The 13,220-nt window shown below is 42.5% G+C and carries 14 protein-coding genes; 11 read left to right on the top strand and 3 right to left on the bottom strand.

Annotation, left to right across the window (positions count from 1 at the left end; genetic code table 11):
• Positions 1-33 precede the first annotated feature (33 nt).
• Together ACA086_RS04355 and folE are read right to left on the bottom strand one after the other, a co-directional pair.
• Complete coding sequence (locus ACA086_RS04355) at positions 34-327, bottom strand: hypothetical protein (protein ID WP_371002473.1); 294 nt, start codon at positions 325-327, stop codon at positions 34-36.
• 78 nt (positions 328-405) lie between these two features.
• Entirely contained in the window at positions 406-1,005 is a 600-nt protein-coding gene (gene folE, locus ACA086_RS04350; protein WP_371002124.1) for a GTP cyclohydrolase I FolE, read from the bottom strand.
• Positions 1,006-1,251: 246 nt separating this feature from the next.
• Between folE and ACA086_RS04345 the strand changes: the two genes are divergently transcribed.
• From ACA086_RS04345 to ACA086_RS04330, 4 genes are all read left to right on the top strand, one after another.
• Entirely contained in the window at positions 1,252-1,917 is a 666-nt protein-coding gene (locus tag ACA086_RS04345; RefSeq protein WP_371002123.1) for an ABC transporter ATP-binding protein, read from the top strand.
• Entirely contained in the window at positions 1,914-2,459 is a 546-nt protein-coding gene (locus ACA086_RS04340) for a lysostaphin resistance A-like protein (RefSeq protein ID WP_371002122.1), read from the top strand. Before ACA086_RS04345 ends, ACA086_RS04340 begins: the two co-directional genes overlap by 4 nt.
• Positions 2,460-2,476: 17 nt before the next feature.
• On the top strand, positions 2,477-3,235 hold the full coding sequence (locus ACA086_RS04335; RefSeq protein ID WP_371002121.1) for a TIGR02757 family protein: 759 nt from the start codon (positions 2,477-2,479) through the stop codon (positions 3,233-3,235).
• A 312-nt stretch (positions 3,236-3,547) separates the two neighbouring features.
• Complete coding sequence (locus ACA086_RS04330; RefSeq protein WP_371002120.1) at positions 3,548-3,913, top strand: hypothetical protein; 366 nt, start codon at positions 3,548-3,550, stop codon at positions 3,911-3,913.
• A gap of 12 nt (positions 3,914-3,925) precedes the next feature.
• On the opposite strand, the gene ACA086_RS04325 is transcribed toward ACA086_RS04330, so the two are convergent.
• Positions 3,926-5,059, bottom strand: coding sequence for a Gfo/Idh/MocA family protein (locus tag ACA086_RS04325; RefSeq protein ID WP_371002119.1), 1,134 nt, complete (start codon positions 5,057-5,059; stop codon positions 3,926-3,928).
• Between the two features lie 131 nt (positions 5,060-5,190).
• On the opposite strand from ACA086_RS04325, the gene ACA086_RS04320 reads away from it, so the two are divergent.
• The 7 genes from ACA086_RS04320 (at position 5,191) to ACA086_RS04290 (ending at position 13,220) form a co-directional block, all read left to right on the top strand.
• Positions 5,191-6,678, top strand: coding sequence for a S10 family peptidase (locus ACA086_RS04320; RefSeq protein WP_371002118.1), 1,488 nt, complete (start codon positions 5,191-5,193; stop codon positions 6,676-6,678).
• 179 nt (positions 6,679-6,857) lie between these two features.
• The gene (locus ACA086_RS04315; protein WP_371002117.1) at positions 6,858-7,718 is read left to right on the top strand and encodes a hypothetical protein; all 861 of its coding nucleotides are present in this window, start codon (positions 6,858-6,860) and stop codon (positions 7,716-7,718) included.
• A gap of 110 nt (positions 7,719-7,828) precedes the next feature.
• Positions 7,829-8,515, top strand: coding sequence for an SGNH/GDSL hydrolase family protein (locus tag ACA086_RS04310; protein ID WP_371002116.1), 687 nt, complete (start codon positions 7,829-7,831; stop codon positions 8,513-8,515).
• 86 nt (positions 8,516-8,601) lie between these two features.
• The gene (locus tag ACA086_RS04305) at positions 8,602-9,612 is read left to right on the top strand and encodes a glycosyltransferase family 2 protein (protein WP_371002115.1); all 1,011 of its coding nucleotides are present in this window, start codon (positions 8,602-8,604) and stop codon (positions 9,610-9,612) included.
• 90 nt (positions 9,613-9,702) lie between these two features.
• On the top strand, positions 9,703-11,622 hold the full coding sequence (locus ACA086_RS04300) for a BatA domain-containing protein (RefSeq protein ID WP_371002114.1): 1,920 nt from the start codon (positions 9,703-9,705) through the stop codon (positions 11,620-11,622).
• Positions 11,619-12,881 carry a dihydroorotase family protein gene (locus ACA086_RS04295; RefSeq protein ID WP_371002113.1) on the top strand — a complete coding sequence of 421 codons (1,263 nt, stop codon included), beginning with the start codon at positions 11,619-11,621 and terminating at the stop codon, positions 12,879-12,881. The genes ACA086_RS04300 and ACA086_RS04295 overlap by 4 nt, the downstream gene beginning before the upstream one ends.
• 9 nt (positions 12,882-12,890) lie before the next feature.
• Positions 12,891-13,220 (top strand): hypothetical protein, encoded by a 330-nt coding sequence (locus tag ACA086_RS04290; protein WP_371002112.1) that lies wholly within the window; start codon positions 12,891-12,893, stop codon positions 13,218-13,220.

Genomic DNA, 13,220 nt, shown 5'->3' with positions numbered 1-13,220 from the left:
TTTTAAAAGGATAATAATTTTGCGATCCTGCTATCAGGGCTTCAGGACCTTTTTTGAAGCTGTTTTCGCCATGATAAACGAATAAATCCACATAAGGGTAAAACTGGGGATTAAATCGAACCCAGGTAACAACTCTTCAATAAATGTAACTACCCCGGCAATTTGTCCGATTTTACCTTTATACATCCGGGTCATTATCCATGCGGCGATGGGAGCCCAGATCACATCGGAGAACTCACCGATCCCGGGAATAAAAAACGACAGCATACCAATGCCGTCAAAGAGCAAACCCAGGAAAAGGTATTTAAGGCTTGGAGTACTTTTCATCTCGCCATAAAAATAAAGAAATCCTATGGCTTGTTCCACATGATTCAATGCAGAATAACAAATCTTTAAAAAAATGCCCTATGAAAGTCGGGAACTAATGAGTTTCAGAAATTCATTCCGTGTCTCAATTTTCTCAAACTGCCCCCGGAAACCTGAAGTTGTGGTCACAGAATTTTGCTTTTGCACCCCTCTCATCATCATACACATATGTGAAGCCTCAATAACAACTGCAACCCCCTTAGGCTTTAAAGTCTTATTGATGCATTCGAGGATATCGTGAGTTAATCGCTCCTGTACCTGTAACCTGCGTGCAAATACATCCACTACCCTAGGAATTTTACTCAATCCTACAATCTGACCGTCAGGAATATAGGCGATATGGGCCTTGCCATAAAAAGGTAACATATGGTGCTCGCAAAGAGAATAAACTTCAATATCTTTAATAATGACCATTTCGTCATAATCCTCTGCAAACATGGCACTTTTAAGGATTTTAACGGCATCCTGCTTGTAACCCTGCGTAAGGAACAACATGGCTTTGGCTGCCCTTTCCGGGGTCTTGGCAAGCCCTTCCCGTTTGACGTCCTCCCCTATTTCATCTATTATTTTTTCGTAACGTTCCTTAACCTCATTGGTAATGTTCAGGTTGTATTCTTCAAGATTCTGATATGGTGCCATATTGATTAAAATATAAGGTGCTGTTGACTAAACTTGTATTTTGTTTATTTTTTACTGATTAAACTTAAACAAAATTAATGAATTCTCAGACCTCTTCTAAACTTTAACGTATAATTAGCATAGAAAGGCCATGTGAAGGTAATGTGATAAAGGGAAACAACCTTAAAAAATGTAATTCTATTACGGTATTCCTGTATTTTGTAGTGAACTGGCTAATGTGTACTTTCGAACTTCAAAATAAACGGGATGATCTCCGCAAAAAATCTTCAGAAATTCTACGGTAAATTACAGGTCTTAAAGGGAGTAGACCTACACATTAAAAAAGGTGAGGTCGTCTCAATAGTTGGAGCATCCGGAGCCGGAAAAACTACCCTGCTGCAGATTCTAGGAACCCTTGATCAACAAACAAATAAAGCAGATAGCAAGCTTGAGATCAATGGAACAGCTGTAACCCAGCTCAACGATAAGGAACTGGCGGTTTTCAGAAACCAGCACATTGGATTTATCTTTCAATTCCATCAATTACTCCCTGAATTTACTGCCCTGGAAAATGTCTGTATCCCTGCGTTTATAAAACGAACGGATTCCCGGCTGGCCGAAGAAAAAGGTAAAGAACTTCTCGATTTTCTGGGCCTTAAAGAACGATATCATCACAAACCAAGTGAGCTATCCGGGGGAGAGCAGCAACGTGTTGCGGTAGCCCGGGCGTTGATCAATAACCCCTCGGTAATTCTGGCAGATGAGCCAAGTGGTAATCTCGATTCGGAAAGTGCAGACATTCTCCACAAACTATTCTTCCAGCTTCGAAAGGAATTTGGCCAGACCTTTGTCATTGTTACGCATAATGAAGAACTGGCGGATATGGCAGATAGGAAACTAACAATGATTGACGGACTTATAGTTAATCCATGATACTAAGACATCTCTGGAACTTTTCCCTTAAACCTACTTACGCTCCGTTAAGAAAAGTGCCTTCCTCTTTGCGATTAAAAATGGTGGTTTCTCTAATTTTCTGGAACCTGATTATTGGGGTCGGTATCGTAATGATCGCAGAAGGGATATTTCAATGGCTTGAAATTGATATGGGGAAGCACAAGACAGAGGACTTATTTCTCAAGTACTCATATTTTCAGGTGCTTGCTTTGATGGTCTTCGTGGCTCCAATTCTCGAGGAATTAATTTTCCGAGGCCCCCTGGTTTTATTTAAACGATCTTCATTCTTCCCCCTCGCCTTTTACGTTTCTTGTTTGATCTTTGGTCTGGTTCATCTGGGAAATTTTGAAGAAGGGGCTTCCTTGTTATTGTGGGCGCCACTTCTTATTGCCCCCCAGACACTGATGGGTTTTTTTCTTGGATATCTCAGGGTGAAACTGGGTTTGCGCTATGCTATATTAATGCATATGAGTCATAATGGCATTTTATTCTGTCTTATAAGTCTGATCGATCAGGTGTGAAAAATGATCAGCTAAATATGGAAAACCTGCGTGAATTCCTGGATGAGAAAGTCCTGGAATACCAAAGGCCTGAATTTCTCTCTTCCGACCCCATACAGATTCCTCACAGCTTTATCAAAAAGGAGGATATTGAAATAAGTGGATTTCTAACAGCCACAATTGCCTGGGGAAACAGAAAAAGTATAATCAATAATGCCCGGTTGATGATGGAGTTGCTCGACCAGGCTCCCTTCCAATTTGTGAAAGATCATACAAAGAACGACTTGAAATCCCTCCAGAATTTTGTTCACAGGACTTTTAATGGCACAGACTTCACTTATTTCATAACTGCCCTCCAGCATATCTATACCCATCACGGTGGCTTAGAATCTGTCTTTAAGGCGCATGCAGAAGCTGCCTCGCTCCAGAATTCCATTTCAGAATATAAGCGATTGTTTTTTAGCCTGGATCATCCCAAAAGAACCCAAAAACATATATCGGATCCCTCCAGGGGATCGGCAGCAAAAAGGATTAATATGTTCCTGAGGTGGATGGTCAGGGATTCAGCTGCCGGAGTCGATTTTGGCCTATGGAAATCTCTGCATCCTTCTCAATTGTCTTGTCCACTCGATGTTCACTCGGGAAATGTGGCCCGAAAACTGGGCTTGCTCAGCAGAAAACAAAATGATGCCAGGGCTGTACAGGAACTCGATGTCAGCTTGCGATACCTCGATTCTGAAGACCCGGTTAAATATGATTTTGCCTTGTTTGGCCTTGGAGTATTTGAAAAATTCTAAATCACCTCTTTCAACTTCTTCTTATTGTTCCTTTTAAATTCCTGCTGAAATTTCAAATTCTTGAGGTTTATCATATCGTTAAGTCGGGGTAAATAAAACCCTCATATTTAAACAAATTGTTAAGGATTCTCCTTTAATGCTGATTATTTCTCTGTATAAATTAATTTTCTATGAAATATATACAGTATTTCGGATCATTTGTTAAATATTATCTAATGAATGATCTGTAATCCACGAATTGACGCATATATTTTCTATCTTTAGATAGCAACCTAACTAGTTACTATCACCCAATGAAAATACACAAGGGGAATGGTAAGTAGTTTTTCAGTAGAACACAAAAAGGATTACCTGGCGATGATCGTAGAGGGAACTTACGACTACTGGGAATTTATGCAATACCCCCAAGAAATTTTAAAAGCCTGCAAAGAGCACCACTGCAATAAGATGCTGGTAGATCTCACCCCCCTCAAAGCTCAGGATATCGCCCTTATTGAACTTTTTTTTCTGGGAGAAAAAATCGCCAAGGTGTTGGGCACCAAGGTGATGCTGGCTTTAATCTGGAAAAGTGAATCTTTATCAGACTTCCTGGTTGATGTAGCGACCAACCGCTCTGCACGGCTAAAAGTTTTTGACAATAAGAAAAGAGCAGAGTATTGGTTACTTCACAAATATTAACCCGCTGCATATCTACACCAATCCCATCTTTCCGAGGTCCAGGCTAATTTTCCTGTTTCCTTCAGCGATCGACTTATAAATGGCCTCTACAATGATCATATCCCGCTTGCCCATTTCCCCGGGCGCCCGGTTTATAGTTCCATGGAGAATATGACTTGCAAAGTCGTCCATCTGTAACTTTTGCTGAGATTCGTTGGGGAATTGAATAGGCCCTCGTGATGTCTCGCCTGCCAGTGGGATGTAGGTGCTGGCCGGTTGCAAAGAGAACCATCCATTGGTACAGGAAGCGTATAGCCTGTTGGCGCTGGCATTATGAGAAGTGAAAATATTGCCCATAGAACCTCCGGGAAATTCAAATTGTGCAGTTATGGTTTCATCCGTATCCTTAAAATATTCAGGGCGGGTGCTAAACTCCTGAGCAGTAACACTTATGGGATTTTCGCCAGTGCCATAGATTGCACTTTGAATACTGTAAACACCCATATTCACAAGGGCTCCACCCCCGGACAGTGCCTTGTTGAGGCGCCATTGACCCGGATTGCCCCTTGAGCGATAAGCCGCTTCTGCCATAACGTAGTTTACCTCCCCAAAGGTTTTCTCCTTTACATATTTTTTTATCTCCTGGGTATAAGGCTCTGAATGCAAGCGATAACCAATTCCAAGTTTTACTCCTGCTCTTTTACACGCATCAATTATCTCATCACATTCACCCACTGAAATTGCCATGGGCTTTTCACAGATTACATGTTTGCCTGCCTTCGCTGCCCTTATAGAAAATTCAGCATGCATACTATTGGGAAGAACCACATAGACAATGTCAATATCTTCGTTTTCGGCAATCGAATCAAAATTTTCATAATTGTATATGTTTTTCTCCTCGATATTGTATTTGGAAGCCCAGATGCCTTCTTTTGCTTTGGTACCCGTTACAATTCCCGCTAAGTGACAGAATTTTGTATCCTGCAAGGCCGGAGCTAGCTGGTATGTGCTGTAACCCCCTAGTCCAACCAGCGCAATTCCCAGGGAACGATCTTCCCTCTCCTTTGCTCCCATCGCACATGCCAGAGGTGAGTGTGCCAGGATTGCAGTCCCCAATAAACCTTCCGAAAGCCTGCGATTAAAATGTCTTCTCGTTATATGTGTCATTAATTCAATGCTTTAATTAGCTTTATTAAACATAGCTTTAAGTTACAAAAAACTCCAATTTCCTATTTGATATAATTGCGTTTAATTGGGTCGACATTATTTCCTATTTTTAGCTCATAAAATTCCTTCTGATGAAAAATTCTATTTTCCTGACCCTGCTTGTTCTTTTTGTAATTCCATGTGTTTTCTCGCAAAACAGATCAATTCCCTTGGATACGACCGTAATTACGCAACATAGTGTTACAGTCAATGGTACAAGCTTTAATTATACTGCTGAAACAGGCACGCAGCCTGTGTGGGATGAATCGGGTGAACCTATAGCCGCCCTGCATTACACCTACTATACCCGCAATGGCGTAAGGGACAGGAAGGCAAGGCCCTTACTCATCTCTTTTAACGGAGGTCCGGGATCAGGTTCCGTTTGGATGCACCTCGCCTATACCGGACCACGCATTCTCAATATTGACGACGAAGGATTTCCCGTTCAACCTTATGGGGTTAGTCAGAATCCCTATTCTGTGCTCGACGTGACTGACATCGTTTATGTAAATCCTGCCAATACCGGATATTCGAGAACCATCCCGGAAACCGGTAAGGAAGTCGACCGTAGCAAATTCTTTGGCATCAATGCAGATATCAAATACCTGGCAGAGTGGCTCAACACCTTTGTCACCAGGCATAATCGATGGAGATCCCCTAAATATATTGTCGGGGAAAGTTACGGAGGCACAAGAGTAATGGGCTTGTCCCTGGCCCTCCAGAATCAACAGTGGATGTACCTAAATGGGGTAATAATGGTGAGTCCGGCCGACTATAAGGTGATCAGGGTTGGCGGACCGGTAAGTGAAGCACTGAACCTACCTTATTACACAGCTGCCGCCTGGCATCACAAGGCATTACCTTCAGCTCTTCAAAGTAAAGATCTTCTGGAAATCTTACCCGAATCAGAAGAATATACAATCAATACGCTGATACCTGCCTTAGCCAAAGGAGGATTCATCAGCGAGGCCGAACGAAATCAGGTAGCAGAACGGGTTGCTTATTATTCGGGGCTTAGTAAAGACGAAATCCTGTCTCGCAACCTATCTATTCCTACTTCTTACTTCTGGAAAGCCCTATTAAGAGACCGTGGATATACTGTAGGCCGCTTAGATAGCCGGTATTTAGGTATTGACCGGCAAATTGCAGGTGAAAGACCGGATTATAATTCGGAAATCACTTCCTGGCTGCACAGCTTTACCCCTGCCATTAATTACTATTTGCAGGAAGAACTCAACTTTAAAACTGATATGAAATACAATATGTTCGGACCGGTAAGGCCATGGGATAACGATGATGATAACACCCGTGAAAACCTCAGACAGGCAATGGCTCAGAATCCGTATTTAAATGTCCTCATCCAAAGTGGTTATTACGATGGTGCTACCACCTATTTCAATGCAAAATACACCATGTGGCAGGTAGATCCGAGCGGTAGAATGAAGGATCGCTTTCAGTTTAAGGGATACCGCAGTGGCCATATGATGTATCTGAGAAGAGAAGATCTCAGGCAGGCGAACGAGGACATCAGAGCATTTATCCTGCAAACCCAGGCCAATGGGAAAAGTGCCAAATATTGATCCGTTTTAGATCATTTTAACTCATGGCATGATTCATTCTTGTAATAATTTCAAGGGTTGCAGTGTATTCAAATAGGTTTCTTGTATATTATAAATACAGCGGAAAACCCTTCCTGGCGTATACTTTTATCAAAATATGAGCGTTATAGCGTACGTATAATCTGGATAAAAAGTACCCCATGAAAAAATTGAAATTTACAGGATTGATCCTTAGTATGATCGCCCTTATTGCAGTGTCTTGTGAAAAATCAACTGACACTCCCGAGCAGTCACTGTCCCCTGAACTTCCGCCTTCCGAGTCGATGGCCTTTGATTTTGAGGCGTTTGAAGAAGACGGAAACTCTGGCAAATCAGCCAATCTGGTCTACGATAACAAGGCTCCAAATGGCAACTGGGTTTTCTCCCGGGTAGTAGTGGGAGTATGGAGCTCTGCCTTGTATTCTACTCTAGCAGTTCCAGTAGCCTCATTTCAGGCTGCTTTTACACAAACTCCCGAAAAAATATCGGAGGATACCTGGCAATGGACTTATAGCGTTGACGGATTCACCAGTGAATATTCTGCACGTCTCACCGGGCAACTTACTGAAGATGCCGTGTTATGGGAGATGTATATCACCAAAGAAGGAATAGAAGGGTTCGAAGAATTCCTATGGTTCTCCGGTAGCTCAGCTATCGATGGAAACAGCGGATTCTGGATCCTCAATCAGGGACCAGAACGACCTGATGCCATGTTGCGTATCGACTGGGAAAAGTCGGGCGAAGAAATCGGAAGTATTCGCTACACCTGGGTAAGGGAGTTAGACGACCAGGAAAATGATGATCTGTTTAGAAACAGTTATCTGGAATACGGATTACAGGACGCCTATTACGACGCATACTTTAACGCAAATGTATACGATGCAAATCTGCAGGCATTTGTTGACGTTGATATAGAATGGAGCAGAAGCACTTATGAAGGCCGCGTACGGGCTCTGGCATATTTTGAAGATGAAATGTGGCATTGCTGGGATGCAAATGGTGACGACGTTGCCTGTGAATAAGAGTCCAATCTTAAAGAAAACTGAACCCTGCCGAATAAAGGCAGGGTTTTTTTATGGAGATCGGCTACCTATTTATTATCTTTTGGCTATCAACCAGACTTCCATATCAAATGAACAAAATAGCTTTTACCCTATTTTTATTGGTACTCATACCTGTTAGTTCAATGGCTCAGGACTGGGCTCAGCTGAATGAATTTCGGGAAGCCAACAAAAGACTAGAACAGGAAATGAATGTGGAAAACCGTATTGTATTCTTTGGAAATTCGATTACGATTGGATGGTTACATACACAACCTTCATTCTTCAGGGACAAACCCTATATCAACAGAGGAATAGGCGGGCAAACCACCCCTCAGATGCTTGTTCGGTTCAGACAGGATGTAATCGATCTTAATCCAAGTGTTGTACTTATTCTGGCAGGAACCAACGATATTGCAGGAAATACAGGTCCCATGACACTTGAAGAGACGCTCGCAAATCTGAAATCCATGACCGAGCTCGCACAATCGAACAATATTGCTGTTATTCTCTGTTCAGTCCTTCCGGCCTCCGACTATCCCTGGAAGCCTGGGTTACGTCCTGATATCAAAATACCAAAGCTCAATGCTATGATCAAAGAATACGCAGATAAGCAGGGGGCTATTTATCTCGATTACTACAGTGCTATGGTAAATGGGAAACAGGGATTGGATCCCGACCTCGCAGAAGACGGGGTACATCCAACAAAAAAAGGATATGAAATTATGGCTCCCCTTGCAGAAAAAGCCATTGAGAAAGCTTTGGACAAATCGCCCTGAAAAAATTACCCATCAAATCAATAAATCTCATAATCAGAACAGTTAACCTTTGGTGTAGATGCTACTGCCTGTAAAAGATAGTTCCCATGACTAATGAGAAAGTAAGTATCCTGATGCCTTTCAGGAATACCGAAGCCTATTTACGGGAGTGTCTTGATTCCATACTCCAGCAGGATTATCCTTTTTGGGAACTCATTGCAGTTGATGATCATTCTAAGGACTCTAGTTACGTTTTGATCTCAGAATATCAAAAGTCGGATCCCAGAATCAAACTATTAAAAAATAACGGCAGAGGCATTATTATGGCCCTGAGAACGGCTTTTCAAGCTTCATCAGGCTCGTTGGTGACCAGAATGGATTCGGATGATATTATGGTACCCGGGAAACTATCGGTCATGCTTGGAGCATTGCAGAAATCCGGCAGGGGTCATGTTTCCCTCGGCCTGGTCAGATATTTTTCGGCAAAGGGAATCAGTGAGGGGTATAAGATGTATGAAAACTGGTTGAATCGACTTACTCGTGAAGGCTCGAACTTCAAAGAACGATACAAGGAATGTGTAATCCCCTCCCCCTGCTGGATGGTCTATAAAGATGACCTCCTGAAATGTGGTGCGTTTGATACGAACAGATATCCGGAAGACTACGACCTTGCTTTTCGAATGTATGAAGCGGGATTAAAATGCCTTCCCTCGGAAAATGTATTACATCTTTGGAGGGATTATTCTACCCGCACTTCACGTACCAGCCCTGATTATGCCAACAATACCTTTCTGGAACTCAAAATTCACTATTTCCTGAGACATGATCTGGATAATATGCGGCCCTTACTTCTATGGGGGGCGGGTAACAAGGGTAAAACCGTAGCTAAATTGCTGCTGGAAAACGATACTAAATTTCACTGGGTTTGCGATAACCCCAAAAAGACCGGGAAGAAAATATATGGCCAGCCACTGAGACCTTATAAAGATAAGATGAACTGGAGCGATACACCACAGAGTATTATTACGGTCGCCAATTCAACAGCACAAAAACAAATAAGAAGCTATCTTGATGCCAGATCATTGACAGAGATGACAGACTATTTCTTTTTCTGTTAAGCTATTTTCATCTAAAATTCTTATACTATCCTGGATACACACTAAAATTGCTGAAAATCTTTGATTATATTTGCTAAATGATTTCAGGACATGCTGTTTAAATACCCGCAACTCCTCTGGTCGCTCTGGCTTCTCCTCATCCCTATTCTCATTCATCTTTTACAGCTTCGAAGGTTTAAGCCTACCCCCTTTACCAACGTGAGGTTGTTGCAGCGGGTCCAGGCAAAGTCTCAGAAGAGTCAGACCCTCAAAAGATGGCTCCTCTTGCTTACCCGTATGGCCATTTTCACGGCTTTGATCATTGCATTTGCTCAGCCTTTTATCGCAAATCCGACAGCCTTCAAAGAACAGGAAATAACGATTTACCTCGACAATTCTTTCAGCATGCAGGCCAAACAGGACAACAATTCACTTCTGGAAAATGCTGTGCAGGAACTTATCACTGCTATCCCCGAGGATGTCTCCTTCTCTTTGTTTACCAACGATTCCGAATTCAGGGAAGTTACGCTTGGAGAAATACGAAACTCCATGCTACAATTACCTTATGCTTCCAATCAGCTAACGCTCAGGGAAATCATTTTAAAAGGGCAGACGTTTTTCAAGCAGCGCGAAGACGTGCTAAAAAAACTTATTCTTATTTCAGATTTTCAGAGATCCATGGAAAGTGATTCCGTGACGGTTTCGGGGGACACGGAAATGATTTACGTACCTATCCGTTCTGAAGAACTCCGGAATATTGCAATTGATTCGGCCTATATTAAAACTACCTCTGCTTCAGATAACGAGCTGGTGATAAAAATTTCCGCAAATACCGATTACGGTTCTACCCCGGTATCACTTTATAATCGAGACGATCTGATAGCCAAATCGGCCGTCACCTACAGTCCTTCTGAAAGTTCAGAACTGGTGTTCTCTTTGCCGGACAGACAATTCATTGAGGGGGTGGTAAGTCTATCAGATACCGGACTGGAATATGACAATGAATTGTATTTTACCATCAATACACGGGAAAAGATCAAAGTGCTGGCCGTAGGAGAGTCAGAAGGTGTATTTCTCAACAGATTATTCGGTGACGATCTTACCGAATTCAGAAATATACGATCTCTGGATCAGGGTATAGCTTCTCTTAATGAACAGGATCTTGTCATTCTCAATCAAGTTCCCAGACTACCTCCTGCCATGAGAGAATCGTTAAGGGAATTTATTATACAAGGGGGGAGCTTAGTACTAATCCCCTCCGTAAACATGAACATTTCAGAATTCAATCTTCTGTTAAATTCGTATGGAATTTCCTTTGGGAGTAAAAACGAAACCCCCGTCGAAATAACTGGAATCAATTACACACATCCCTTGTACTCTGATGTTTTTGAAGAACGGGTAGATAATTTTGATTACCCCAAGGTTCAGGAGCATTATAGGCTCAACGGGAGATGGAGTGGCATTTTGAGGTATGCCAATGAGCAACCATTTTTAGCGGGCAGGGATAATGTATACGTTTTTACTGCCTCGCTTGATCCGGGCAACTCCAATTTTACCAGTTCCCCCCTAATTGTACCCACTTTGTACGCCATGGCAGTCCGCAGCAGAAACCTGCCCGAACTTTATTATCCTCTGGGAGCAAACAGTTCTGTTGATATTTCTGAAGTCCTTGAAGAAGATCGTATTCTGAGTTTAGAAAAAGAGGGGCTGGAGTTTATTCCCCGACAGCAATTGATTGGAGAAAAAACTCGCTTATGGTTCGATGAAATTCCAACCGAACCAGGTATCTATGCGTTGGAAAACGCCCAGATAGAAAGGTCTTTCAGCTTTAATCACAAAAGGACCGAGAGCCAGTTAGACTACCTGAACAATGAATCTTTTGGCGCAGCAGCTAAAATAAATAGTTCAATCTCAGGGATTTTTCAGGAGATTGAAAATATGAGGGCAGTTACAAGCCTTTGGAAATGGTTTGTTATTTTAGCACTGCTTTTCATTCTCCTTGAGGTAATCATTCAAAAAGCACTTAAATGAACATACTCCTTAAATCGGCCAAGATCCTCGATGAAAATAACAAAGGATTGCACGGGAAAGTAAGAGATATCTGGATTAAAAATGGCAGTATTGAAAAAATAGGGGTCTCTGTAAAAACAGATTCGAAAACCAAGATAGTTTCTCTGCCAAACCTCCATGTGTCCAGAGGCTGGCTCGATAGCAGCGTTAGTTTTGGCGAACCGGGATATGAAGAGCGTGAAACCCTTTCTAATGGGGTTAAGGTAGCTGCATTCAGCGGCTTTACTGATATCCTTTTAAACCCTAATACACATCCCGTTCCTGATACCAGTGGGGATATCATCTTTCTGAAAAAGACTGCGGCGGAAAAGGGAGCCAGGGTTTATCCCATTGGCTCTTTAACGCGTGGGGCTGAAGGTGTCGATCTCGCCGAATTATACGATATGAGTAAATCGGGTGCCGTGGCTTTTTACGATTTTAAAAGTCCGGTAACCAATTCCAATCTCCTTAAAATTGCGCTGCAATACGCACAGGGTTTCAACGGGCTTGTCTTTTCCTTTCCGCTCGATGTTTCAATCGCCGGGAATGGCAGTGTACATGAGGGGAATACCTCCACCAAACTAGGTCTGGGTGGAATCCCTGCACTGGCGGAGGAAATTCAGATTTCGAGAGACCTGTTTATTCTCGAATATACAGGCGGGAAATTGCATATTCCCACTATTTCCACGGCTGGGGCTGTGAACCTTATTGCCAATGCAAAGAAGAAAGGTCTTAATGTGAGCTGCAGTGTGGCGCTTCACAACCTCATTTTTACGGATGAAGTCCTGGATGAATTTGATACCAATTTCAAAGTTATGCCCCCATTGAGGACATCAAAGGACCGGGAAGCACTCAGGAAAGGTCTGCGCACGGGAGTAATCGACATGATCACCACAGACCACCTGCCCATTGATATTGAAGAAAAACGCATAGAATTCGACCGGGCGGCATACGGCTCCCTTGGCCTTGAATCTGCTTTTGGGGTTCTTAATTCCATATTTGGCACGGAGCAGACCATACATTTGCTGACTAAAGGGCGGGATCGTTTTAACATCCCAGCGGCTGACATCAAAGAAGGTGAAGTTGCCTGTCTGAGTCTTTTTAATCCCGTAGGGGATCAACAAACCGAAAAGAAGGAATTGAAATCAACTTCCAAAAACAGCATGTACATAGGCAAGCAAGGCAAAGGTTGTGTGTATGGGACAGTAATTGACGATCAGTTCTTTGTTAATCCTGACTAAGAACATGCTATGACTTCAACAGAAATCAAAGAAGGAAAAACGAGTGCCATTGTAGGGTATCTAACAATGGTTGGAGCACTTATAGCTATCACCATGAATTTGGAACCCAGGAACAGCTTTGCCAGATTCCACATCAGACAGGCATTTGGCTTACATCTCATTTTTCTTGGATGTGCGATATTCCTGAGCGTCTGGTTTTCTAAATATGCCTGGATGGCACTATACCTTTTTTATTTTGTGATGTGGATCTACGGCTTTATCGGCGCCTTGACCGGCAAACTCAACCCTGTGCCCATTCTAGGGTCTTATTTTCAGAAATGGTTTACTTTTATTCAATAA

Origin of the sequence: Muriicola sp. E247, from assembly GCF_041358175.1 — a bacterium.
Lineage (GTDB): Bacteria > Bacteroidota > Bacteroidia > Flavobacteriales > Flavobacteriaceae > Muriicola.
This window is presented reverse-complemented; position numbering and strand designations above follow the sequence as displayed.